The organism is Thalassospira lucentensis (assembly GCF_011806425.1).
Taxonomy (GTDB): Bacteria; Pseudomonadota; Alphaproteobacteria; order Rhodospirillales; family Thalassospiraceae; genus Thalassospira; species Thalassospira lucentensis_B.
Genome location: NZ_JAATOV010000003.1, coordinates 242,293 through 264,671 on the forward strand (window position 1 = coordinate 242,293; position 22,379 = coordinate 264,671).

The 22,379-nt window shown below is 52.4% G+C and carries 19 protein-coding genes; 9 read left to right on the forward strand and 10 right to left on the reverse strand.

Translation table 11 applies throughout. The annotated features are described in order from the left end of the window. Window positions 1–22 precede the first annotated feature (22 nt). Genes trpC through HCZ99_RS11095 form a run of 3 tightly spaced genes read right to left on the reverse strand, consistent with a single transcriptional unit; the run spans window position 23 to window position 2,457 of the window. Window positions 23–820 carry an indole-3-glycerol phosphate synthase TrpC gene (gene trpC / locus HCZ99_RS11085; protein ID WP_167447035.1) on the reverse strand — a complete coding sequence of 266 codons (798 nt, stop codon included), beginning with the start codon at window positions 818–820 and terminating at the stop codon, window positions 23–25. Beyond that, entirely contained in the window at window positions 817–1,851 is a 1,035-nt protein-coding gene (gene trpD, locus HCZ99_RS11090; protein ID WP_167447036.1) for an anthranilate phosphoribosyltransferase, read from the reverse strand. The genes trpC and trpD overlap by 4 nt, the downstream gene beginning before the upstream one ends. Window positions 1,852–1,884: 33 nt before the next feature. Continuing rightward, window positions 1,885–2,457, reverse strand: a complete 573-nt coding sequence (locus HCZ99_RS11095; protein ID WP_167447037.1) for an anthranilate synthase component II — start codon at window positions 2,455–2,457, stop codon at window positions 1,885–1,887. A gap of 245 nt (window positions 2,458–2,702) precedes the next feature. Here HCZ99_RS11095 and HCZ99_RS11100 point away from each other — a divergent pair, with 245 nt between their 5' ends. Continuing rightward, window positions 2,703–3,923 (forward strand): divergent polysaccharide deacetylase family protein, encoded by a 1,221-nt coding sequence (locus HCZ99_RS11100; RefSeq protein WP_167447038.1) that lies wholly within the window; start codon window positions 2,703–2,705, stop codon window positions 3,921–3,923. 118 nt (window positions 3,924–4,041) lie between these two features. Here HCZ99_RS11100 and trpE read toward each other — a convergent pair whose 3' ends face one another. Both trpE and HCZ99_RS11110 read right to left on the reverse strand, forming a co-directional pair. Then, the gene (trpE, locus tag HCZ99_RS11105) at window positions 4,042–5,538 is read right to left on the reverse strand and encodes an anthranilate synthase component I (RefSeq protein WP_167447039.1); all 1,497 of its coding nucleotides are present in this window, start codon (window positions 5,536–5,538) and stop codon (window positions 4,042–4,044) included. 101 nt (window positions 5,539–5,639) lie between these two features. Further along, entirely contained in the window at window positions 5,640–7,529 is a 1,890-nt protein-coding gene (locus HCZ99_RS11110; RefSeq protein WP_167447040.1) for a peptidyl-prolyl cis-trans isomerase, read from the reverse strand. Window positions 7,530–7,898: 369 nt separating this feature from the next. Between HCZ99_RS11110 and tpiA the strand changes: the two genes are divergently transcribed. The 5 genes from tpiA to eno all read left to right on the forward strand — a co-directional run bounded on the left by tpiA (window position 7,899) and on the right by eno (window position 13,142). After that, window positions 7,899–8,654: a triose-phosphate isomerase gene (gene tpiA, locus HCZ99_RS11115; RefSeq protein WP_167447041.1), complete on the forward strand. Its 756-nt coding sequence runs from the start codon at window positions 7,899–7,901 to the stop codon at window positions 8,652–8,654. A gap of 97 nt (window positions 8,655–8,751) precedes the next feature. Then, window positions 8,752–9,111, forward strand: a complete 360-nt coding sequence (secG, locus tag HCZ99_RS11120) for a preprotein translocase subunit SecG (RefSeq protein ID WP_167447042.1) — start codon at window positions 8,752–8,754, stop codon at window positions 9,109–9,111. Window positions 9,112–9,236: 125 nt separating this feature from the next. Then, window positions 9,237–10,865, forward strand: a complete 1,629-nt coding sequence (locus HCZ99_RS11125; RefSeq protein ID WP_167447043.1) for a CTP synthase — start codon at window positions 9,237–9,239, stop codon at window positions 10,863–10,865. Window positions 10,866–10,909: 44 nt separating this feature from the next. Next, window positions 10,910–11,767 (forward strand): 3-deoxy-8-phosphooctulonate synthase, encoded by an 858-nt coding sequence (gene kdsA / locus HCZ99_RS11130; RefSeq protein ID WP_167447044.1) that lies wholly within the window; start codon window positions 10,910–10,912, stop codon window positions 11,765–11,767. 103 nt (window positions 11,768–11,870) lie between these two features. Continuing rightward, window positions 11,871–13,142 (forward strand): phosphopyruvate hydratase, encoded by a 1,272-nt coding sequence (gene eno / locus HCZ99_RS11135; RefSeq protein WP_167447045.1) that lies wholly within the window; start codon window positions 11,871–11,873, stop codon window positions 13,140–13,142. 112 nt (window positions 13,143–13,254) lie between these two features. Here eno and HCZ99_RS11140 read toward each other — a convergent pair whose 3' ends face one another. The 5 genes from HCZ99_RS11140 to HCZ99_RS11160 form a co-directional block, all read right to left on the reverse strand. After that, the gene (locus HCZ99_RS11140) at window positions 13,255–14,829 is read right to left on the reverse strand and encodes a hypothetical protein (RefSeq protein ID WP_167447046.1); all 1,575 of its coding nucleotides are present in this window, start codon (window positions 14,827–14,829) and stop codon (window positions 13,255–13,257) included. A 93-nt stretch (window positions 14,830–14,922) separates the two neighbouring features. Continuing rightward, window positions 14,923–15,396 (reverse strand): type III secretion system chaperone, encoded by a 474-nt coding sequence (locus HCZ99_RS11145; RefSeq protein ID WP_167447047.1) that lies wholly within the window; start codon window positions 15,394–15,396, stop codon window positions 14,923–14,925. A 195-nt stretch (window positions 15,397–15,591) separates the two neighbouring features. Next, window positions 15,592–16,506 carry a hypothetical protein gene (locus HCZ99_RS11150; RefSeq protein WP_167447048.1) on the reverse strand — a complete coding sequence of 305 codons (915 nt, stop codon included), beginning with the start codon at window positions 16,504–16,506 and terminating at the stop codon, window positions 15,592–15,594. A gap of 94 nt (window positions 16,507–16,600) precedes the next feature. Beyond that, window positions 16,601–17,074, reverse strand: a complete 474-nt coding sequence (locus tag HCZ99_RS11155; protein ID WP_167447049.1) for a type III secretion system chaperone — start codon at window positions 17,072–17,074, stop codon at window positions 16,601–16,603. Between the two features lie 177 nt (window positions 17,075–17,251). Then, on the reverse strand, window positions 17,252–18,466 hold the full coding sequence (locus tag HCZ99_RS11160) for a hypothetical protein (RefSeq protein ID WP_167447050.1): 1,215 nt from the start codon (window positions 18,464–18,466) through the stop codon (window positions 17,252–17,254). Between the two features lie 367 nt (window positions 18,467–18,833). On the opposite strand from HCZ99_RS11160, the gene HCZ99_RS11165 reads away from it, so the two are divergent. The 3 genes from HCZ99_RS11165 to HCZ99_RS11175 all read left to right on the forward strand — a co-directional run bounded on the left by HCZ99_RS11165 (window position 18,834) and on the right by HCZ99_RS11175 (window position 22,316). Next, the gene (locus HCZ99_RS11165; protein ID WP_167447051.1) at window positions 18,834–19,184 is read left to right on the forward strand and encodes an FtsB family cell division protein; all 351 of its coding nucleotides are present in this window, start codon (window positions 18,834–18,836) and stop codon (window positions 19,182–19,184) included. Between the two features lie 618 nt (window positions 19,185–19,802). Continuing rightward, window positions 19,803–20,813 (forward strand): pyruvate dehydrogenase (acetyl-transferring) E1 component subunit alpha, encoded by a 1,011-nt coding sequence (gene pdhA / locus HCZ99_RS11170; RefSeq protein ID WP_167447052.1) that lies wholly within the window; start codon window positions 19,803–19,805, stop codon window positions 20,811–20,813. A gap of 54 nt (window positions 20,814–20,867) precedes the next feature. Beyond that, window positions 20,868–22,316, forward strand: a complete 1,449-nt coding sequence (locus HCZ99_RS11175; protein WP_167447053.1) for a pyruvate dehydrogenase complex E1 component subunit beta — start codon at window positions 20,868–20,870, stop codon at window positions 22,314–22,316. The last annotated feature ends 63 nt before the right edge of the window (window positions 22,317–22,379 follow it).

The window sequence follows — 22,379 nt, forward strand, 5'->3', positions numbered from 1 at the left end:
CAATCATGAATGACGAAGATCGTTACGCCGCAAGGCCCAGAAGGGTTTTGGTGGCGGCGGTGACGTCTTCTTGGCGCATCAGGCTTTCGCCGATCAGGAAGCATTGCGCGCCGTGTTTGGCCATTCGGGCCAAGTCATCGGACGTAAACAAACCACTTTCCGAAACGAGCAACCGGTCTTTGTCGACCATGCTTGCCAGTTCTTCGGTCGTGGTCAGCGACGTTTCCATGGTTTTAAGATTGCGGTTATTGATCCCGATCAGACGCGATTTGAGTTTCAGTGCGCGTTCGAGTTCCGGGGCGTTGTGCACCTCGATCAGGACATCCATGCCAAGGGTATGGGCGGCATCTTCAAGTTCGGCGGCAAGGTCGTCTTCCAAGGCGGCCATGATCAACAGGATGCAGTCCGCGCCAAGTGCGCGGGCCTCGGTGACCTGATAGGGATCAATCATGAAGTCCTTACGAAGGGCCGGAAGATCAACAGCGGCGCGCGCGGCGACCAGATAGCTGTCATCACCCTGGAAATAGGGCACATCGGTCAAGACCGACAGGCAGCTTGCACCACCAGCCTTATAAGCCTTGGCGAGTTCTGGCGGATTAAAGTCCGCGCGAATAAGTCCCTTGGAGGGGGAGGCTTTTTTGATTTCGGCAATCAAGCCATAGCGCCCATCAGCAACGGATGTTTCAAGCGCGTTGATAAAACCACGCGGGGCCGATTGCGTTTTGGCCGCAGCGTCAAGTTCGCCAAGCGTCTTGCGGGCTTTGCAGGCCGCAACGTGATCGCGTTTGTCGGCGCAGATTTTTTTAAGAACGTCGCTCACGCTGGATTTCCTTCGTTGGTAATCGCCACAAGGCCCTTAAGTGTTTCTGCGGCCTCGCCGGTATCAATGGCGTTTGCTGCCTTGGCAATGCCATCGGCAAGATCGGTTGCGATATCACTGACGACAAGGGCAGCACCGGCATTCATCAAGACGATGTCACGATATGCGCTTTTTTGACCGGCCAGAAGATCGGTAATGGCACGGGCATTTTCATCGGCATCGCCACCTTTAAGCGCGTCAAGTGTGGCGATTTCCAAACCAAAATCACCCGGATTAATTTCAAAGGTGGTGACATTGCCATTTTTGACTTCGGCGCAGAAAGTCGGGCCGGTGGTTGAGATTTCATCAAGCCCATCATGCCCATGCACAACCCACGCATGGACGGAGCCAAGGCGGTTTAGAACGTTGGCAATCGGTTCAACCCATTCACGGGCAAACACGCCAAGAACCTGGCGTTTGGTTTTGGCCGGATTGGCAAGCGGGCCCAAAAGGTTAAAGATGGTGCGCGTGCCCATTTCAACGCGGGTTGGCATCACGTGGCGCATGGCCGAATGGTGACGGGTTGCCATCATGAAGCAGAGATTGATGGTTTTAAGCGCCTTTTCCAAAAGCGCCATATCCGCATCCAGATTAACCCCAAGCGCCATCAAAACATCGGCGGATCCCGATTTTGACGATGCCGCGCGGTTGCCGTGTTTGGCAACTGTTGCGCCGGCGGCCGCGGCCACAATCGCAGCAGCGGTTGAGATGTTATAGGTGCCGCTGCCATCACCACCAGTGCCACAGGTATCAACCGCATTTTCAGCGGCAATGATCCCGGTTGCCTTGGCGCGCATAACGCGTGCCGCCCCGGTGATTTCATCGACCGTTTCCCCACGCAGGCGCAAGCCCATCAGAAACGCCCCCATCTGTGACGGGGTTGCCTGACCTGACATCAGAACACTAAACGCCTGTTCGGCCTGTTCTTCGTTCAGTCTTTCGCCAGTTGCGACTTTGGCCAAGATGGCCTTGAGATCGTTATCGGTCGACATACAGGTGTCCTCGGTTTGCGGTCCGCAGCAGGATCAAATGCGCGGAAAATCGATAAAATTCTTAAGCAATGCGTGGCCATGTTCCGACGCGATGCTTTCAGGATGAAACTGAACGCCATGAATCTGATGGGTTTTATGACGTACACCCATGATCAGACCATCATCGCTTTCGGCCGTAATTTCAAGGCAATCGGGCAGGGTGTCGCGTTCAATCACCAATGAATGATAACGCGTGGCGGAAAAGGGGCTCGGCAGGCCGCTAAACACGCTGGTGGCGTCATGTTTCATCGCATCGGTTTTACCATGCATGCAATGGGGGGCACGAATGACCTTGCCGCCAAATGCCTGGCCGATGGATTGATGGCCCAGACACACGCCCAACAGCTTGACCTTACCCGCAGCGGCCTTGATCAGATCAAGACAAATACCCGCCCGCTCCGGATCGCACGGACCCGGCGATATCACGATGCCTTCGGGGTTGAGGGCAAGGGCATCCTCAACCGTGATTTCATCATTGCGGCGGACTTCGACCTCGGGACCGAGTTCGCGCAGGTAATGCCACAAATTGAATGTGAAGCTGTCGTAATTATCGATGAGGAGGTACATCGCGGGAAAAGGCCTATAAATATGAAGGTCGGCAGAGAATAAACGCACGTGGCGCTACGTCAAGCGGAAGCAAGGTAAGGATTTTTTCGCCCAAATGCGAGAAGGGAATGAATGAATTAACAGGGTGCTAACCAGAGGCAATGTAAAACCAGCATAACAACCGTCTGCAGAGTCGGTGTATAATCACTATATGGGTAGCACGAACCGGTTCACGAGACCGGGCAAACCAAACTGGAGACCACCACGTGGCACGCCGGGCACAACCCGCCAAACGTAAGAAGGCGGCACCCAAAAAATCAACCCGCAAGAAGTCCGCACCGAAAAAGAAATCGGGCGGTTTTGGCCGTCTGATGCTGGGCGGGGCCTTTGTCGCCGGAACCTTGTCGGCGATCATTGCGGTTGGCAGCATGCTTGAACTTGATCGCGCATCGGATGAATTTGGCCGCGCAGCCGATCAAAGAGCACCTGATTACGCCATGGCCGACCCGGCACCGACGCCGAAATTGCGCAAAGATTACAAGATGTCCGAAGACGCCCAAGTGCGCGACCGCACCGGATATCTTGTTGGCAATAATGAGCAAGAGGGCAACGCCCCGGCAGAAGTCGCCGCCTTGCCCGAACTGGGCACGACCGGACCCACGCAGCCAAAACCGCAGCACACCACACCCACACCAGATGTCTTGCCCGGCGGCAGCGGATCAGATGGCGGTGTAAACGCGACCGTGGATGATGCCAACGCGCCGTGGCGCAAATATGCGGCCCTGTCGCCCAATGCCGGAAATGCGCCGGTAATTGCCATTGTCATTGATGATGCTGGTCTTGATCAGCCGCGCACCGCACGCACGGTTAAATTGCCCGGACCGGTGACGATTTCATATCTGCCCTATGCGCGCAATTTGCAGCCGCAAGTAAACGAAGCGCGCAAGGCCGGGCACGAGGTCATGCTGCATATGCCTATGGAGCCGTCATCCGCATCCATCGATCCCGGCCCGCATGCCTTGTTAGAAGCATATGACCGTCAAAAAGTTCTGAGCGAGATGAATTGGATGCTTGATCGGTTTGATGGCTATGTCGGGGTGAATAACCACATGGGCAGCAAATTCACATCTGACTCCAGGCAAATGCGGATCGTGATGGAAGTCATGAAGTCGCGTGGTTTGATGTTCCTGGATTCCCGCACCAGTGCGAAATCGGTTGGTTTTTCAACCGCCAATGATTTCGGCGTTCCGGCCATCACGCGTGATGTGTTCATTGATGATTCAGATGACGCCACCAAGATTGCCAATATGCTGGCCAAAACCGAACGGGTTGCTGCCAAGCAGGGCTATGCCATCGCGATTGGTCACCCGCGCGATTTGACATTGCAAGCACTGCAAAGCTGGATCCCGAAGCTTAAAGCCAAGGGGTTTGTCCTTGTCCCGGCGACGGAAGTTCTGCGCCGTACATCGCAACGTGCGACGGGCTAGGCGAGACGTCAGCATAATCAGCCAACCATTCGTTTGTTATGACAAAGGGCCGCATCATGTGATGCGGCCCTTTTTTATGGTCGGGTTTTATTAAGCAGGTGGATATGCCGTTGTGTGATTACGCGAAGCGATGGGCTTCGCGGGCAGCGGCCATGAGCGCACCGGCTTTGTTGCGGCATTCCTTGTCTTCTAGTTCGGGTTGGCTGTCGACGACGATGCCAGCACCGGCCTGAATGTGGATTTGTTCGTCTTTGATGACCGCAGTACGCAGCGCGATGCAGGTATCCATCGAGCCGTCGGCCGAGATATAGCCAATGCAGCCGGCATAGATGCCGCGACGCACCGATTCCAGTTCATCAATGATTTCCATGGCGCGAACCTTGGGCGCGCCCGAAACGGTGCCTGCCGGGAAGCCCGCCTTAAGCACGTCCATCGCGTCGTATTTTTCGTCGACTTCACCCACAACGTTGGAAACGATGTGCATGACGTGGGAATAATATTCGATGTTTTCGCGGTCGGTGACACGCACGGTTCCCGGCTTGGACACACGCCCAACATCGTTGCGGCCGAGATCAAGCAGCATCAGATGTTCTGAGCGTTCCTTAGGATCGTCCAACAGATCCTGCGCCATGATTTTATCGTCTTCGGCAGTACGACCCCGGCGGCGCGTACCGGCAATGGGGCGAATGGTGACTTCGTCGTCGCGCAGGCGCACCAGAATTTCCGGGCTGGCGCCGACAACCTGAAAACCACCGATATCAAGATAGAACATAAAGGGTGACGGGTTGATGCGGCGCAGCGCACGATAGAACGCGAATGGGGGCAATTGATAGGGCAGGGTATAGCGTTGGGACAGCACGACCTGGAAGATATCACCGGCGCGAATGTATTCCTTGGCCTGATCGACCATTTTGTGGAAGCCGGCTTCGTCAACGCTGACTTTTGGTTCGGGCAGGGTGTCGGGCACGGATTTCGAACGACGGTCGATAAACAGATTGCGCTGGAACTGCAAGACAATGTCATTGATGCGCGCACAGGCCAGATCATAGGCCGCTTGCGCATTGATGCCGTCTTCGGGCCGCACCGGGGTTACCACGGTTACGGTGTCTGCGATGGTATCAAAACTTGCCGTGACGGTTGGGCGAATGAAAATGCCATCGGGCACATCAAGTTCGTCCTTGTTGCTGTCAGGAAGCTTTTCCATCAAGCGGACGGTGTCATAGCCCATATAGCCGACCAGTCCCGCACTCATGGGGGGCAGGTCATCTGGCAGGTCGATATGGCTTTCGGCGATGAGCTTTTTCAGGCTTTCGAGCGGCGCGTCGGCCTCAGCCACAAAGGCATCGGCATCGGCCATGGCGCGGCGGTTAAGTTCGGCGCGATCACCAAAGCACCGCCAGATCAGGTCGGGCTTCAGGCCGATAAACGAATAGCGGCCGCGAACAGCACCGCCTTCAACAGATTCAAGCAAATAGGTGTTGGGCATGCCTTCGGCGATTTTAAGAAAGGCCGAAACAGGCGTATCGAGATCGGCTGTCAGCGCGGTTGAGACAACCTGCGAAATGCCGTTTTCGTAATTTTGCTTGAAACTGGTGAAATCCGGTTTGATTTCCATGGGGTATCCGATTTCTGATCTTGTGGGTGGGCGATTTAGATGTGCGGTGTGGTTAAGAAAAAGGGCGGCCCGTTTGACGGGGCCGCCCAATGTTTTGCGGATCAGTTTTCAGCGGCAGGGGCGTAAAGCCCGTTAATCACGCCTTGATTGACACTGACCGAGATTTCATCGCGCAGGTAATCAAGATACTGCGCAACAATATCCTGATCGATTGCTTGGCGAAGCTCGTCCTTGACCGGAGCCGCGTCTGCGGTGTCGGTGTTGGCGGCTTTGACGTCGTCAAGTTTGACAACAACGATGTTTTCGCCGGTCTGAAGCGATTTAGCCTTGCCGTCGTCGAGCGAGAACAGGGCAGCGGCAATCGAAGGATTGACGTTCTGGCTTAGGCCCTGACCATCGCGTTTGGTCATGCCGGTTTGCTGAACGTTCGCACCGTCTTCGCTGGCAACCGTTGCAATGGCGGTGCCGTTATTGACGTCTGATGCCAGTTTTTCGGCTTTGGCCAGCATCTCTTTCTGACGTTCTTCGGCTTTCCATGCGGTGGTGACTTCATCACGGACGTCTTCGAACGGACGAAGCGCCGACGGGGTTACGTTGGTCACACGAACAACATAACGGGTGCCGGTTGCGGTTTCTTCAAGGAAGCTTTCCTCGCCATCACCCAATTCAAAGATTTTGGCGTTGATTTCGTCCGCACCATCGATCTTGTTGCCGTCCAGACCCTGGCCTTTGACAATGCCGGTCAGGGTATAGGTTTTTGCACCAACTTCGCGGGCAGCGTCTTCGATCGGGGTGCCTGCACCAAGTTCTTCGTCGAAGGTGACCGACAAATCGTACATTGCGTCTTCGGCTTTGTACTGTTTCAGGCCTTCGACGACGGTGTCACGCACTTCGTCAAGGGACTGGGTTTTGCTTGGCGTGATCGACGGAACGCGCAGGATGTGCCAACCAAGAGCGGTTTCAACCGGTTCGGAAATGCCACCTTCTTTCAAGGCAAAGGTCGCATCGCGCAAATCAGGAAGAATGTCGTTGGCGGTGAATTCACCCAGATTAACAACCGAGCTGTCCATGCCTGCTTCTTTGGCAACTTCCATGAAGTCCGCACCGTCTTCAAGGCGCTTATAGGCGTCTTTGGCGGTTTGTTCTTCGTTCGGGGCAAACAGGATTTGCTGAACCGTGCGTTTTTCCGGTGTCTGGAATTCGGCAATGCGCTGGTTATAAGCTTCGAGCACTTCTTCGTCGGTGACGGTGATGGTGTCGGCCAGATCAGCAGCCGACAGGGTGGCAAGAACCACATCACGGCTTTCCGGGGCGGTGAAGGCCGGCGCATTGTCTTCGTGATATTTACGAAGCGTCGCGTCATCAGGCGTTTCGATGTTATCGAACTCAGCCGGGTTCAGGGTAAAGAACGACCCGGAACGCTGTTCGTTACGATAGGCCACGATCTGCTTTGCCATGATATCAGGAACGGCGACGGTTCCGGTCAGGCTGCCCACGATCTGCTGGCTCATGAGATCGCCACGTACACCGTCGATGAATTCCTGCTCGGTGTAACCGGCGGCATAAAGCGACTGCATGAAACGATCACGGTCGAATTTGCCGGTCGTCGGGTTTTTGAAGCTATCAGAGGCAAAGATCGCATCGCGGACTTTTTCATCGCTGATGCCAATGCCCATCTCGCGGGCGTCTTCGCGCATGATCTTTTGCGATACCAGCGACTGAACCGTATTGTTCAGGAGGCCCATCTGAATGGCCTGCTGCTGGTTGAAGTTCGGACCAAACGCATTGCGCATGTTCTGAACGGTGCGCTGAAACGCGCGATCCAGTTCAACCGGGGTAATCGACTGATTGCCGATTTCCGCGACCTGACGGGATGTGCCAAGGTCAAGCATAGATGCGTTCAGGCCCCAGCCAACAAAGCTTAGCGCAAGCAAACTAAAGATGATCTTGGCAAAGATTGATTTCGAAAAATTGCGAATGCCAGCAAGCATATGAATAAGCCTAACAATTCGTGGTTTGGCGCCGAAACGGTGTTTCGACAGGTTATAATTTTGTCCGTCACGGCATGGTATCCGGTGCGGAATTGCCGCGCATCTTAATGGCGAGAGGTATCACCGGCAACATCCGATTGCATAGAACAATGATCAAGGACACAACAACGTTTGTCATGCACCGGATTTCGGGCGGTTTTCCAAGGGATTATTGGTTTTGTTCTTATGGGTTTTCGTTGCAAATAGGGCGTGGTAAAAACCGCGTATATTATACAATGTAACAAACCGTAACCGGGCTATGCACCCGCGGATCAATTTGTTAGACATAGCCGATGTCGAAAACCTGAGCTGTTGATAAGGACCCATGCCATGACCCAACGCCGTCCGATGATCGCCGGAAACTGGAAAATGAATTGTTTACGCGCGGACGGTGTCGCGCTGGCCAAGGGCCTTGCGGCCAAGGCGGCCGAGAAGGGGGCTTTGGGCTGTGACGTTTTGGTCTGTCCGCCAGCAACACTGATTTCCGATGTGGTTGCCGCGACCAAGGACAGTGCGGTGATGGTTGGCGGGCAGGATTGCCACGCGGCGACGTCGGGTGCGCATACGGGTGATGTGGCGGCACCGATGCTTGCCGATATTGGCGCAACCTGCGTTTTGGTTGGCCATTCGGAACGCCGGGCCGATCATGATGAAAGCTCCACCACCATTCGCCAAAAGGCAATTGCCGCACATGATGCCGGTTTGACGGCGGTTGTGTGTGTCGGTGAGACTGAACAGGAACGCGATCTTGGCGCGACCCTTGCGGTGGTGAATGGTCAGGTGGCTGTTTCTGTGCCAGATTGTGCGACAGCGAAAAATACCGTGATTGCCTATGAGCCGGTCTGGGCGATTGGCACCGGGCGGACCGCAAGTGTTGCCGAGGTTGCCGAAGTTCACGCCGCCATTCGCGCCGAACTTGTTGCGCGATTTGAAGATGGTGCAGAATTCCGAATTCTTTATGGTGGCTCGGTCAAGCCGTCCAACGCGGCGGAATTGCTTGCTGTCGAAGATGTCGACGGGGCGTTGGTTGGCGGGGCCAGCCTTAAGGTTGACGATTTTTGGAAAATTATTGAAACTTGCGCCTAGCCAACAGCGGGAAAACGCGTTAAATAGCCATCAAATTTATGCCCGATCCGGGGCAGGTTGCGTTCGGATCGGAAGTTAGGACAAGAGTTTCGACACCATGCAAACAGTTATCCTGGTAATTCACCTTCTTCTCGCGCTTGGCATGATTGCCGTCATTCTCGTACAGCGCAGCGAGGGCGGTGGGCTTGGTATCGGTGGAAGTGGCGGCGGCGGTGGCGGCGGCGGTTTCGGCGTGATGAGCTCACGCGGTGCTGCAAACTTGCTGACCCGTACGACTGCGATACTGGCCGGTGCGTTCATGATCACCAGCATCATCCTCGCGCTTCAGTCCAACAGCCACACCAAGCCAGCATCCATTTTGGAGCAGGCCCCGGCAGCATCGACCACGGAGAGCACGGACACCCCAGCGGTCACTGAACCCGCTGAGGATACCGGGCCCGCGGCCCCGACCCGCTAGACAAAATAACCGACGACCCGAGGCGGCAAAATTGCCGCCTCAATTTTTGATTGTTGTATTTCCCGGTTCATGGTGCACTAAGTGGCATCTAACCGAGGCTTTGTGCTTTGAGATGAGGCAAAGAAATGACTCGTTATATCTTTATCACCGGTGGCGTTGTTTCTTCGTTGGGCAAAGGCCTGGCGTCGGCTGCTTTGGGTGCCTCGCTACAGGCACGTGGTTTTACCGTTCGCCTGCGGAAACTTGATCCGTATATCAACGTCGATCCGGGCACCATGAGCCCGTATCAGCACGGCGAATGTTATGTGACCGAAGACGGGGCCGAGACCGACCTTGATCTTGGTCACTATGAACGTTTTACCGGGGTGTCGTCGCGTCGTTCCGATAACGTGACCACCGGGCGTATCTATTCGAACGTGATCGCACGTGAACGTCGGGGGGATTACCTTGGCGGGACGGTGCAGGTTATTCCGCACATTACCGATGCGATTAAGGAATTCGTTCAGTCTGACGCGACTGAGGATTTCGTGCTTGTCGAAATCGGCGGGACTGTTGGCGATATTGAAAGCCTGCCGTTCCTTGAAGCGATCCGTCAGATGGGCAATGATCTTGGCGATGGCCGGACCTTGTTCATGCATCTGACCCTGGTGCCGTACATTTCATCGGCCGGTGAGCTTAAAACCAAACCAACCCAGCATTCCGTCAAGGAACTGCAAAGCGTTGGCATTCAGCCAGATATCCTTCTGTGCCGTTGTGATCGTGAAATCCCGATCAATGAACGTCGCAAAATTGCGCGCTTCTGTAACGTGCGTGAAGCAGCCGTTATTCCGGCCTATGACGTTGATAACATTTATCAGGTGCCGATCAGCTATCACCAGTATGGCTTGGACAACGAAGTTCTGCATCACTTTGGCCTGCAGGCACAGGACCCGGATCTGCGTCCGTGGGATGAAATCTGCAACACCATCCGCAATCCGGAAGGTGAGGTCACCATCGGGATCGTTGGTAAATACATCCAGTTGCCAGATGCCTATAAGTCGCTGACCGAAGCGCTGACCCATGGCGGTATCGCCAACAAAGTACGGGTGAAGTTGCAGTGGATTGCGTCTGACGCGCTTGAAAAAGAAGGCGATGTCAGCGAAATCCTGTCCGAACTTGATGCGATCATGGTGCCGGGCGGATTTGGCGAACGTGGGACCGAGGGCAAAATTGCTGCGGCCCGTTATGCACGTGAAAACAAAGTGCCGTATTTCGGTATTTGCTTTGGCATGCAGATGGCGGTTCTTGAAGCTGCGCGTAATCTTGCTGGTCTTAGTGACGCGTCTTCTTCGGAATTTGGTCCGACCAAAACACCGCTTGTTGGCCTGATGACCGAATGGTCAAAGGATGGCGGTTCGGTTGAGCGTCGTTCGGATGAAGACGATCTGGGCGGAACCATGCGTCTTGGCAATTACGAGTGCAAACTGGTTGATGGTTCGCGTGCGCGCGAAATTTACGACAGCGAGACCGTGCTTGAGCGCCATCGCCATCGTTATGAAGTTAACGTAAACTTCATGCCGCAGCTTGAGGAAAAAGGGCTTAAATTCTCGGGCCTTTCACCGGATGGGCGTTTGCCGGAAATCGTTGAATATCCGGATCACCCGTGGTTCATCGGCGTTCAGTTCCACCCGGAACTTCGGTCGCGCCCGCTTGATCCGCATCCGCTGTTTGTGTCTTATATCAAGGCTGCCAAAGAACGCAGTCGTTTGGTGTAAACCGTTAACGTGCGTGTCTAATGCCTTGAAAGAAAGTCGTTAAAGTGACCGAAATCAAAACCGTTAAAGTCGGAAATATCGAAATTGCCAATGATCGGCCCTTTGCCGTTCTGGCAGGTCCATGTGCAATCGAAAGCCGGGCGCATGCGCTTGAAATGGCGGTTGCGCTAAAAGAACTGTCCGAAGGGATGGGGATTGGGCTTGTTTATAAAAGCTCTTTTGATAAGGCCAATCGGACCAGCACCACATCCAAACGTGGTGTTGGGATTTCCGAAGGTCTTGATATTTTGGCAGAAGTCAAAGACAAGACCGGCCTTCCGATTGTGACGGATGTGCATTTGCCTGATCAATGTGCGGCGGTTGCCGAAGTTGCCGATATTCTGCAAATCCCGGCATTCTTGTGCCGTCAGGCGGATTTGTTGCAGGCAGCGGGCAATACCGGGCGTGTGGTCAATGTCAAAAAGGGTCAGTTCCTGGCCCCTTGGGACATGGCCAATGTTGCCAATAACATTGCGGCAACCGGCAATGAAAACATTATGCTGTGCGATCGTGGGACCAGCTTTGGCTATAACACGCTCGTTACAGACTTCCGCGGACTTCCCACCATGGCCCGTCAGGGCTATCCCATTGTCTTTGATGCGACCCATTCGGTTCAGCAGCCAGGCGGGCAGGGCACCTCATCGGGTGGTCAGCGCGAATTCGCGCCGGTTCTGGCCCGTGCAGCCGTTTCGGTTGGCATCGCGGCATTGTTTATCGAAACCCACGATAACCCGGCAACGGCCATTTCCGATGGCCCGAACCAAATACCGTTAAACAAACTCCCCGAAGTGCTTTCGGTCCTGATGGAACTCGACAAGGTGGCGAAAGCCAACCCGGTTCGTCTGGATATGTTTGACGCCTAATTCTAAAAATGCCGCCAGACGTGAACTGGCGGCATTGTTTTTGCTGTAACCCGCAGGCCCGATCCGGGACCTGCTTCCTACCGCTTAAGGAGAAGTTTCAGTCATGACCGCTATTATCGATATTCGCGGCCGCGAAATCCTTGACAGCCGTGGTAACCCGACGGTCGAAGTTGATGTCACCCTGGAAAATGGCGCCTTTGGTCGTGCTGCCGTTCCGTCTGGCGCGTCAACGGGGGCGCACGAAGCTGTTGAGCTTCGTGACAAAGAAGACCGTTACATGGGCAAAGGTGTGACCAAGGCTGTTGCCTCGGTCAATGGTGAGATCTTCGAAGCACTGGCTGGCATGGATGCCGAAGACCAGGTTGCTGTTGATACCGTCATGATCGACCTTGATGGCACGGAAAACAAATCGCGCCTTGGTGCGAATGCCATCCTTGGTGTGTCGCTTGCGACCGCCAAAGCCGCTGCAGAAGACGCTGGTCTTCCGCTGTATCGTTATGTTGGTGGTTCCTTCGCGCGTACCCTTCCGGTGCCGATGATGAACATCATCAATGGTGGCGAGCATGCCGACAATGCCATCGACGTTCAGGAATTCATGGTTGTGCCTGTTTCGGCAGAAACCGGTTCGGATGCCATCCGTATGGGCGCTGAAATCTTCCATAACCTGAAAAAGGCCCTGTCCGCAGATGGTCTGAGCACCTCGGTCGGGGATGAAGGTGGTTTTGCCCCGAACATCGCATCGACCGAAGACGCCATCAGCTATGTGATGAAATCGATCGAAGCTGCTGGTTATCGCCCAGAAGAAGACGTTGTTCTGGCGCTTGATGCGGCATCGACCGAATTTTACAAAGACGGCAAATACGTCCTGTCGGGCGAGGGGAAAACCCTTGATGCCAGCGGCATGGTAAAATACTGGGCCGATCTTGTTGGCAAATACCCGATCTTCTCCATCGAAGACGGCATGGCCGAAGATGACTGGGATGGTTGGGCAGAGCTGACGTCGAGCATCGGCAAAAAAATCCAGTTGGTTGGCGATGATCTGTTTGTCACCAATCCGAAACGTTTGGCCGATGGCATCAAAAAAGGCGTCGCCAACTCGATCCTGGTCAAAGTCAACCAGATCGGCACCCTGTCTGAAACGTTGGAAGCCGTCGAGATGGCCCACCGTGCAGGCTATACTGCTGTGATGTCACATCGTTCGGGCGAAACCGAAGATTCGACCATTGCCGACCTTGCGGTTGCAACCAACTGTGGTCAGATCAAAACCGGTTCGCTGTCGCGGTCAGACCGTCTGGCAAAATACAACCAGCTGATCCGCATCGAAGAGATGCTCGACGCTGGTGCATATTACCCGGGGCGTTCGATCCTGAAATAAAGCATCTTTGTTGACTATTTCAGTGATCGTCAAAGAGGCATAAAAAGAAACGGGCCGTCTTGGAAAATCCAGACGGCCCGTTTTTATATCCGAAGAACAAATGTTCCCGGCGTTAACCAGCAGCCATTCTTTCGTCACGAATTTGTTTGTTCACGATGTTTGTTGCTTCTTTATTCAGGGCGCTGGAAAAGTGTGGGTCATTTGCCAAATAATTATCATAGTAGGAGGCACTAATCAGCTCGTGGAGTGATGAGTCCAGCGTGTCGAGGAAATTACGGGCGGCGTCACTTCTTTCGGACTCGGTCGCATTTGTTCCTACCTTTTCCATTTCACTCGCTCTTTGTTCGATCAAAGCTCTCTGTTCGGCGGGCATGAGTTCGGCCCAGACGGCCTCATCGTCGAGGATTCTGTTTGCCAGGTTGCCCAACTGATTGAGAATAAATGGAGAAGGGGACCTTTTTTCGGTGCTTAGGAGGGCGAGATCGTCAATGAGGTTGAGGTGGTCGTAACTTGGGAGGGTAATATTTTCGTCAAGTGCTGACTTTGCTGCTGCCAGTCCCAGATCTGTGATTGCCAAATTGACTTCGGGATAACTTTTTCTGTTCGCAAGATTCAATTTCAGATTTTGTTCGATCGGCGCGCGTTCTGCTGCGACCAGATCAGCTTTTTCTGCGTCAACAAGCCTTGCTGCTTCGGCGTGTGCAAGCTCCGGCAAAGCTGCGTGGACCGTCCCGGTGAATTTTAGCAAGCTCTCGGCCGGAGCATTGTCCAGTTTGTCAAAATACATGTCGCTGGCATGATTATAGAAATCCTTCAAGTTTCCAGTGAGGAACTCGTGCACCGCTTGTTTTTTTTCACTGTCGGAGCCTTTCGCCCGTACTTGGGTGAGTTTTTCCAGAGACGCAGCCATATTATTCTTCATGACGCCATCAAGTTCGTGATCGGGCAGCGTAACTTCTTGCATTGCATCGGGCACGCAATGACGTTGCGCAATTTCGATCATGTCATTAATCATTTCCGGTTTGACGTCTTTGTTTGGATCCAGTTTCAAGTACGGCAGGGCGTAGCTCATCATAAAGGAGACGGATGGATTTTTGAGGACGGTCTCTGCTGCGACGTTGATTGTGTGTGATCCCTGAATTGCTTCAAAACGCGAAACGTGTGACCCTTCAAACAATGCCTTGATAAGTTCGCCAGTGTGGTTTTGGAGCAAACCAGGTATTCTTGCTTCGATCTTTTCGTTTCGGTCCAACGCAGCTGCATCAGCCGCGTCTGCCTTCTCGAGTGCGGGCGCCCGTAACTTTGCGTCGAGTTCTTGATGCAATCCCATCTTGAACTCCGCAAGACCCGCGCCTTCTTTGGCCTCTTTGCGCAGGTTGTTTAGTTCGGTTTGCGAGAATATTTTTTTTGAACCCTTGCTGTCCCATTTTTTGGCCGAGAGTTTGTCATTCAGGACCATTAACCCGCCTTCGCCGAATTCGTGCTTAACCTGCGCTTTCAGGTTGGTGAGCTGTTTGGTGTGCTTGTCTCCAGCTTTTCCGGTGAGCTGCAACCATACTTTTTGAAGCATGCAGACGCCGCGTGCGACAACGCCATTGTTCTGCTGGGGGGCAGCGGTGTTTTCAGCGTTATGACCCTGCAGGGCATTGGTGTTTGTGTTGTGGATGGGATTGTTTGTTATTGCCATTTCATCATTCCTGTATTTGCGGGCCTATCATCGCTCATTTCGCGCCCAAACAGACATCGCTCGAGAGGCTAACCGTTAGCGAAAGCGCGCGTATTAACCGCGCAGCATATGGTTCATATCCTGTGGGCGAGGGGCCGTGTCAGACGATGGTGTGTCCTGTTCGGCGACGACCTCGCCAATACGCTCTTCCCAGGCGCGCACCAACGTATCAAGTCCGGCAATATGATCCTGAAGAGATCCCGGTTCGATGGCGTCAATTCGCATTTTATGTTCGATGATGATGGCATCAGTTTCGGGGTGGATGGCAAGCGTTGCGCCATAGGTATCCTGCCACAAATAATTGCCTTTAAGCAGAATGTCGTAAATCTTTGCTTGGTGTTTTTCAGCGGCCGGCGGCAGCGCAGAAACCAGCAACAGCAGGTCTTCGGATTCCAGATATTCAAGGTGAATGTCGTTGCCATCATCGATATTGAGAATGCAATGATTGTTTTCATCCAAAGCCAGTTCGGCCATGCCGAGCTGCTGACCGAGTTCTGCGAAAAGTGCCTGGATTGCTGTAAGCGACATTATTGAACTGCTTTCCTATTTTGAGTGAGCCACAGTATCACTGTGTTCTGATCTGCATTATAAATTGAGTCACAAAACAGGCTGATTGGTTCCGTGAAAATGGCGTGTCACAAAAAAAACGGATATTCCGATGTGGAATATCCGTTGTAAGGCGCAGAGTTTTGGGCGTGCGTCAGTTTAATCTAATCCGAGTGCTTACCCTTGCATTGCAAGAATCTCGTTTTCGACAATTTTTCTTGCAATTTGTTTGAGGTCGCCTTTGGCAGTAGAGTTGTTGAATTTATCGTTGAAAACCTGATTCTGAATATGTTCCTGCGTACTGCCTAATTTGGTAATGAGGGCTTCGGCTTTCGCCGTTTTTTCCGCGTCGCTGCCGGCATCTTTTAAATCTTGGCACGCTTGCTGAATGTCCGCTGCTTTGGGGTCGTCTAGATTGATTATCGAGTTCGGGGAAAACTCGTCGAAGGTTGTACCGTCAGAAATGAAATTTTCTACGATCGCCACGAGGTTGTTTACTTCTTGCGGACTGGCTTTAACAGCACCGCTGCTATATGGTTTTACAGCTTGCAAGAACTCGAAATCCACTTGGAGAGCATTTTTTGTCCTGATGCTTTCTACAAATTGTGTGGCTTCCGGATGTTTCATTGTTTTGGTGACGTCAGATTTTAGGTCGTTAAAGATCTCATTAAACTTTTTATCAATACGCGGCTCCTTCATTTCCTGCACTGTGTCGTCGATTGCCTCCAGCTTTTGAGCAAGGCGAATGTCTTTCGCGCCGAAAAAGGCATCTGAACGCAGACTTTTTAGCTCGGAACGTGAAAACAGCTTGGTTGAATTCGGGCTGTCCCACTTTTTGGCCGAAATTTTGTTGTTTAGGGCCTGCAACCCATCTTCGCCGAATTTGCGCTCAACCTGCGCTTTCAGGTTGGTGAGCTGTTCTTTGTGCTTTTCTCTAGCTTGTCCCGTGAGGTGCAACCATGCTTTTTGAAGCATGTCGACACCGCGTGCGACAACGCGATTGTTTTGCTGGGGGGCAGGGGTGTTTTCAGCGTTATGACCCTGCAGGGCAGTGGTGTTTGTGTTGTGGATGGGATTGTTTGTTATTGCCATTTCATTATTTCCGTATTCGCGAGCCGTTCATCGCACGCTGCGCGCCCAAACGGACATCGGCGGAGAAGGCTACTCGTTAGCGAAAGTGCGCGTATTAACCGCGCAGCATGTGGTTCATATCTTGTGGGCGCAGTGCTGTGTCAGACGCCGATGTGTCCTGCTTGGCGATGATATCGCCAATCCGCTCTTCCCAAGCGCGGGTCAAGGTATCAAGCCCGGCAATGTGTTCCTGAAGAGATCCCGGTTCGATGGCGTCAATTCGCATTTTATGTTCGATGATGATGGCATCGGTTTCGGGGTGGATGGCTAGTGTTGCGCCATAGGTGTCCTGCCACAAATAATTGCCTTGAAGCATGGTTCCATAAATCACGGCTTGGTGTTTTTCTTCGACTGGGGGCAGGGCCGAGACCATCAATAGCAGATCTTCGGATTCAAGATATTCAAGGTGAATGTCGTTGCCATCATCAATGTTTAAAATGCAGTGGTTATTTTCATCCAACGCCAGTTCGGCCATGCCAAGCTGTTGACCGAGTTCTGCGAAAAGTGCCTGGATTGCTGTGAGTGACATTTTTGAACGGCTTTCCTGTTTTGCGTGAGTACAACATCACTGTGTTCTGATCTGCATTATAAATTGAGTCACAAAACAGGCCGATGGGTTCCGTAAAAACGGTATATCGGCCAAAAAAAACGGATATTCCACGTGGAATACCCGTTGTGAGGCGCAGAGTTTTGGGCGTGCGTCAGTTTAATCCAATCCGAGTTCTTGCCTGTTCGTTACAAGAATCTCTCGTTCGACAATTGTTTCCGCAATTTGTTGAATGTCGTCGCGGATAGTCGTCTTGTCGAATTTATCATTGAAAACCTGCTTCTGAATATATTCCTGCGCACCGCCTAATTTGGTAATGAGGGTTTCGGCTTTCGCCGTTTTTTCCGCGTCGCTGCTTTCCTTTTTTAAATCTTTGCACGCTTGCTGAATTTCCTCTGCTCTGGGGGCGTCTAGATTGATTATCGAGTTCTCGGAAAACTCGTCAAAATTTTCACCGTCAGAAATGAATTTTTCGACGATCGCCACGAGGTTGTTTACTTCTTGCGGACTGGCTTTAACAGCACCGCTGCAATATGGTTTCACAGCTTGCAAGAACTCGAAATCCACTTGGAGAGCATTTTTTGTCCTGATGCTTTCTACAAATTGTGTGGCTTCAGGATCTTTCATTGTTGTGGTGACGTCAGACGATAGGCCGCTAAAGATCTCTTCAAACTTGTCGTTAATGCGTTTTTCTTTGTTGGCGGCCACCTCGGCGACGGTTTCGTTTTCAATAAAAACCGCTGCTTTCGATTTTAAGTCTTGAAGTTCTTGGAATAGTTCTTCGCGTCCCGCTCGCTCTTCATCGTAATTTCGTGTTTGATGATCGTGGCCAAACATGGAACAAAGAAGCTTGCTTGTTTTCTGTTCTACCTTTTGGGTTAAGAGTGTTTCTTCGTGAGCTTTTGCAAGCTTGTCGTTCTCGCTGAGGGTGGTGCGTACTTCCGTGCGCAATGTTGTCAGGTTCTTTTTTGAGAACACTTTGGTCTCGCGGTCCCACTTGTGGTTCGCCAGTTTTTTGGTCAATACAGCCAAGCCACGCTCACCACACGAGGTTCTGATCTGTGATTTCAGGTCGTTGAGCTGCGTATTATGCTTTTTCTGTGCAATATGCTTTCGGCTGGTCAGGCTTACGAATTGTTTTGTCACCCACAAAAACTTCTTTTTTAAAGATCCAACGCCACGCGCTTTGACGCCGTTATCGGTGGCAGCGGGGGTGTTGGTTGGGGCGTTTGTCGTCGCTGTCAGATTGGTTTTGGGAGGATTATTTATTATTGCCACTTTTTTCTCCTGTATGCTCGCATCGCGTGTTGCTTTGGTCGTCGCAATTTCGTGATCATTAGCATTGAGTGGCGCGAAATACAGTTTCGGTTCCAAAAGTACCTTCGTTCTTAGATGCCACTGTGCCTTACGCGCCGTTTCCGCGACTAAATTTTGGCGATGGAAAATGCGTGATGTCGTGGTGCTTCGCGGTTAAAGGGCATTCATAAAAGTGGAATGAAGGGCTGTTTTTTTAATTTAGAATTATCTGATCGAGCGTAATTTTGTTGGTTTGCGCTGTGGGGTTAACTCTATTTTTACGTCTTTGTGTGCTTCTAGGACGGTAGTATTGCGCGGTTTTCGGCTTTGTTGGGCTCTAAGTGCTTGATAAGTCGATATGATAACGTATGTTGTTTTCATATTTCGAAGCCGAAATAAATGTTTTGGGCCAGGTTTTTGGCTTGTTTCGCACGGGCAGGGGTAAATGTCGTCAACGTCACCGGTTTTTTACCGCCTAAAGCAGGCTGTCGCGCCGGTCATCGCATTTACAGTTATGACATACTTCATCTTCCACAGCGTGGAAGGTGATCGTGGTTTGCTGGCCTATTGGTCGATGCAAGACCGTGTTGCCAATATTGCCGTTGTGCGTGACGAAACCACCCAAAAGCGCAAAGACCTTGAACAGCATGTCGTGTCCTTGCGGGCCAAGCACCTTGATCCGGATTTGCTCGACGAGCGTGCGCGCGCGATGTTGAATGCTGCGCATCCTGATGATGTGATTATTTTCCATCATGATGGCTATGCCGACACCGAAGTAATTACGGCACGCAAATAGTCCGGACGACTGTTCGATATATCTTACGCATTATATCCTGCACATTTTAAAGCTGCCTTGGTGAGCGTTGTCCATGCCGCGGGCGAGGGGAACCTGGATCGGGAATCCGGGCGGTGTCATGATGCCTGTTTTGCGGTTTCTTGTTCCATTTTGGCGTAAATATCCCCGTATCGATGAAAATTTCTAGTTGTGAAACATTGGCAGTAATAAAAGCTTATCGGTAACGAATTGTTTCAACTGACTTTTGCTTTGCGGGGTTGATAGGAAACAAAACAGTTGAGAGCGTTGATATTGAATGCCTTCTGGGGTTGTTTTGGGTCTTCTACGGCTATGCGGTATTATGTTTGTCAAAGCACAGCATTTGTGACGTGGGGGAATGAACGGATTTTAAAGGATCGCCCCAAGTAGCTGAAAACCCTTAAAATCTGCATATTTGTCAAATCGCAAAAATTAACCAATATCTGGTTTATTGGTGATTGTGCGTTGCAAAACAACGGTTTATTCAAAGTTAGATTACTTGCCCTTCTGCGTGGTTTTCGTTAGTTATTTCGGTGGTCCAGTACCGAATTAAGCGCTCATACATGATGCTTAAGCGACAGCCATCCACCGGGAGGAAACATGGCGACCACGAAACGCAAACGTGCCACTACGCGCGCCGACAATCAGGCGAGCAGTGACGATCTCCTCAAATATTACCGTGAAATGCTTCTGATCCGACGCTTTGAAGAAAAAGCCGGTCAGTTGTATGGCATGGGTCTCATCGGTGGCTTCTGTCACCTTTACATCGGGCAGGAAGCCGTTGTTGTTGGCATGCAAGCTGCTGTCACAGGCGACGATGGCATTGTCACCAGTTACCGCGACCACGGCCACATGCTGGCATGTGGTATGGATGCGGGCGGCGTGATGGCCGAGCTGACAGGCCGCGAAGGCGGCTATTCCCAAGGTAAGGGCGGCTCGATGCACATGTTCTCCAAGGAAAAGAATTTCTATGGCGGGCACGGCATTGTTGGCGCACAGGTTCCGTTGGGAACCGGCATTGCCTTTAATTACAAATATCGCGGTGAAGACAAGGTCTGCCTGACCTATCTTGGTGACGGTGCTGTCAACCAGGGTCAGGTCTATGAGTCCTTTAACATGGCGTCACTCTGGCAGCTTCCGGTGATTTATTGCATCGAGAACAACCAGTATGCCATGGGCACATCGACCCAGCGTCACTCATCCAGCCCTGATCTGTATCAGCGCGGTATGGCTTATGGCATTCCGGGTGAACAGGTTGATGGTATGGATGTTCTGGCCGTTAAGGCGGCTGGTGAACGCGCCGTTGCACATTGCCGCGAAGGCAAAGGGCCTTATATCCTTGAGCTGAAAACGTATCGTTACCGCGGTCATTCAATGTCGGATCCTGCGAAATATCGCACCAAGGACGAACTCGACAAAATGCGCAAAGAGCACGACCCGATCGATATGGTCAAAAAGCTTTTGATTGATGGCAACATCGTTGACGAAGCAGGCCTGAAAGACATCGATAAGGAAGTGAAAGGCGAAGTCGCAAAAGCGGCCGAGTTCGCACAGAACAGCCCGGAACCAGATGTTTCGCAGCTGTTTACCGATATTCTGATCGACGCGTGATCGCGACCCATCGCGAACCGCTTTTGAACGATTTTTCCCGGGAGAGAGGGAACAATGCCGATTGAAGTTTTGATGCCGGCGCTGTCGCCGACCATGACCGAAGGCACGCTTGCCAAATGGATTGCCAAGGAAGGCGACACTGTCGCATCCGGGGATGTCCTTGCAGAGATTGAAACCGACAAAGCAACGATGGAAGTCGAAGCTGTCGAAGAAGGTACTCTGGGCAAGATCGTGATCGCCGAAGGGACCGAAAATGTTTCGGTCAATGCAGTCATTGCGTACATTCTTGAAGAAGATGAAGACGCATCTGCCCTTGATAACGTTTCTGCATCGTCTGGCGGGTCTTCTGCCAAATCAGAAGAGAAATCATCTGAGAAAAAAGACGAAGAAGACGACGCACCGAAAGCCAGCAAGTCAAATGCGGCCCCGGTCAGTGCAAGTGGCGCGATTGAGCGTTCGGAATCTGATCCGCGTGCAATGAGCGTTATGAACTCCACCCAGGACGAGAAAAGCTATTCCAGCTTTAAATCTCAGTCCGTGCGTGAGGCCCTGCGTGATGCAATGGCCGAAGAAATGCGCAGCGACGAGAACGTCTTTGTGATGGGTGAAGAAGTTGCGCAATACGAGGGGGCTTATAAAGTTACCCAAGGGTTGCTCAATGAATTTGGTGACAAGCGTGTTGTCGATACGCCGATCACCGAGCAAGGCTTTGCTGGTCTTGCGACCGGTTCGGCGTTTATGGGCCTGCGCCCGGTTGTTGAGTTTATGACGTTCAACTTTGCCATGCAGGCAATTGACCAGATCATCAACTCGGCTGCCAAAACGTTGTACATGTCTGGCGGCCAGCTTGGTTGCCCGATCGTGTTCCGTGGCCCGAACGGGGCGGCGGCACGCGTTGGTGCCCAGCACTCGCAGTGTTATGCATCTTGGTATGCACATTGCCCGGGCTTGAAAGTGATTGCACCGTATTCAGCAGCAGATGCAAAAGGCCTTCTTAAGGCGGCCATCCGCGATCCGAACCCGGTGATCTTCCTTGAAAACGAAATCATGTATGGTCAGAGCTTTGACGTTCCTGACGATGACGATTTCGTCCTGCCGATTGGTCAGGCCAAAATTGAACGCGAAGGCACCGATGTAACCATCGTTGCTTTCTCGATCATGGTGGGCAAAGCGCTTAAGGCGGCTGATCAGCTGGCAGAGCAGGGTATCTCGGCCGAAGTCATCAACCTGCGTACCATCCGTCCGTTGGATGTGAACACCATTGTGCGCTCGGTGATGAAAACCAACCGCATTGTCACCTGTGAAGAAGGGTGGCATTTCGCCGGTATCGGCGCTGAAATCGCGTCGGCGGTTATGGAACATGCCTTTGATTACCTGGATGCGCCGGTTGCGCGTGTTACGGGCGAAGACGTTCCGATGCCGTATGCTGCAAATCTTGAAGCGCTTGCGCTTCCGCAAGAGCAGCACATCGTCGATGCGGCCAAGGCCGTTTGCTATCGCTAAGTGATACGGACAGGGGCAGGTGCGTTCATCAAACGCGCCGCCCCGTTACCGGGAGAATGGGTT

Excerpts from the sequence above, each read along its gene's own strand:
- pdhA (WP_167447052.1), top strand. The coding sequence starts at position 19,803 with ATGGCGACCACGAAACGCAAACGTGCCACTACGCGCGCCGACAATCAG.
- HCZ99_RS11155 (WP_167447049.1), bottom strand. The coding sequence starts at position 17,074 with ATGTCACTCACAGCAATCCAGGCACTTTTCGCAGAACTCGGTCAACAG.
- trpD (WP_167447036.1), bottom strand. The coding sequence starts at position 1,851 with ATGTCGACCGATAACGATCTCAAGGCCATCTTGGCCAAAGTCGCAACT.
- tpiA (WP_167447041.1), top strand. The coding sequence starts at position 7,899 with ATGACCCAACGCCGTCCGATGATCGCCGGAAACTGGAAAATGAATTGT.
- HCZ99_RS11140 (WP_167447046.1), bottom strand. The coding sequence starts at position 14,829 with ATGGCAATAACAAACAATCCCATCCACAACACAAACACCAATGCCCTG.
- HCZ99_RS11175 (WP_167447053.1), top strand. The coding sequence starts at position 20,868 with ATGCCGATTGAAGTTTTGATGCCGGCGCTGTCGCCGACCATGACCGAA.
- HCZ99_RS11125 (WP_167447043.1), top strand. The coding sequence starts at position 9,237 with ATGACTCGTTATATCTTTATCACCGGTGGCGTTGTTTCTTCGTTGGGC.
- HCZ99_RS11165 (WP_167447051.1), top strand. The coding sequence starts at position 18,834 with ATGTCGTCAACGTCACCGGTTTTTTACCGCCTAAAGCAGGCTGTCGCG.
- HCZ99_RS11110 (WP_167447040.1), bottom strand. The coding sequence starts at position 7,529 with ATGCTTGCTGGCATTCGCAATTTTTCGAAATCAATCTTTGCCAAGATC.
- trpE (WP_167447039.1), bottom strand. The coding sequence starts at position 5,538 with ATGGAAATCAAACCGGATTTCACCAGTTTCAAGCAAAATTACGAAAAC.
- HCZ99_RS11150 (WP_167447048.1), bottom strand. The coding sequence starts at position 16,506 with ATGGCAATAACAAACAATCCCATCCACAACACAAACACCACTGCCCTG.
- eno (WP_167447045.1), top strand. The coding sequence starts at position 11,871 with ATGACCGCTATTATCGATATTCGCGGCCGCGAAATCCTTGACAGCCGT.
- HCZ99_RS11095 (WP_167447037.1), bottom strand. The coding sequence starts at position 2,457 with ATGTACCTCCTCATCGATAATTACGACAGCTTCACATTCAATTTGTGG.
- HCZ99_RS11145 (WP_167447047.1), bottom strand. The coding sequence starts at position 15,396 with ATGTCGCTTACAGCAATCCAGGCACTTTTCGCAGAACTCGGTCAGCAG.
- secG (WP_167447042.1), top strand. The coding sequence starts at position 8,752 with ATGCAAACAGTTATCCTGGTAATTCACCTTCTTCTCGCGCTTGGCATG.